At 70.1% G+C, this 1,400-nt stretch carries 1 protein-coding gene; it reads right to left on the bottom strand.

Annotated elements, in window-relative coordinates:
• Nucleotides 1–357 precede the first annotated feature (357 nt).
• The coding region (locus tag BN12_RS22675; protein ID WP_048555765.1) for a PH domain-containing protein at nucleotides 358–1,400 on the bottom strand (1,043 nt) is incomplete at its 5' end.

Raw genomic sequence — 1,400 nt, 5'->3', positions numbered from 1 at the left:
TCGAGGTATCTCAACACCGCCAGAAGGTCACCAGATACCTCCACCCATCGAGGACCCCCCGAGTCGAGGTAACCCGACCCCACCGCCACGTCACCAGACACCTCGACCCGACCGAGGTCCCCCCGAGTCGAGGTAACCCGACCCCACCAGAACGACACCACATACCTCGACCCGACCGAAGACCCCCGAGTCGAGGTATCTCAACACCGCCAGAAGGTAACCAGATACCTCCACCGAACGGGAAGCCTCGCTGAGTCGAGGTAACCCGACCCCACCGCGATGTCACCACATACCCTCGACCCGACCGAAGACCCCCGAGTCGAGGTATCCCGACCGACGGCTCGGTGGGACCTTTGGCTATACGAGGAACTCGCTGAGCATCCCTGGCGTCGCCTCGTCGGCGACGGCGATGGCCCGGCCCTCGGGGAGGTCGTACGCGGTGTACTCCTGGTGGCCGGCCGCGGTCGTTGCCGTCAGGGTGACGACGCCTTGGCGCCGCTGGAAGAGGCTGGCCCGGACGTTCCACCCGATGATGCCGTCGCGCTCCAGCGCGTCACGGCGCCGCGTGAAGGACCCGGACCGGACGACGAGGTAGGGGCCGACGATCGCATGGCCGAGCGCGGCATACCGGTCCCGGGCGAGAGGGACGGCCAGGGCGATCACGACGATACCGAGGACGAGAAGCCAGGCCGGCCAGTCCAGCGTGAGGACGAGGACGGCGACGACGGCGAGAACGATGAGGGCGGGAACGACGGCACGGGTCAGACGGCGGCGCCGCGCGGCCGGCCCGTGCTCGGTGAGCGGGGCGGTGAGCGGTCCGGACTCGCCGAGCACGTCCTCCCCCACCCGGGCGACGACCTCGGCCGGAGCCGGGGGCACGAGCGTCGCGGCGGACTGCGTCTTCTTGCTCAGGCCGGTCACGATGACCGCCAGCCGCCCGCCGTGGGCGAGCCGCAACCCGAGCGGCTCCCCCACCTCCAGCCCCCGGACGCGGCTCTCGTCGATGCTCGTCTCGCGTGTCGTCAGCAGCCCGCGCCGCAGGTGATAGGAGTGACCGGTCGCGTTGTGGGAGACGACGAGCCCCCAGTTCGTCAGGAGATAGCCGAGGACGGCGAGGACAGACACCCCGACGAGGACGCCGACGAGGAGGATCGCCACGGTCAGCGCCCAGCCGAACGACCACGACCGCAGGTAGTTCCACCCCTCCTGCCACACGTTGTCGGAGGCCTGGTTGAGGATGTTGGCGAGGAAGCCGAGAGCGGCCGCTCCGACGATGACGCCTGACGTCGTGAGCGGCGCATACCGCACCCACGCGGGGTCCAACCGGACGAGGACACGGTCCTCGGCGTCGTACCCCGCACCGTCCGACCGGTATGCCGCGCCGAACGCGTCGGCGGCCC

It is taken from the genome of Nostocoides japonicum T1-X7 (assembly GCF_001046855.1).
In the GTDB taxonomy this organism is placed as follows: domain Bacteria; phylum Actinomycetota; class Actinomycetes; order Actinomycetales; family Dermatophilaceae; genus Nostocoides; species Nostocoides japonicum.
The sequence above is the reverse complement of the archived record's forward strand: the minus strand, read 5'-3'. Positions and strand labels throughout refer to the sequence as shown.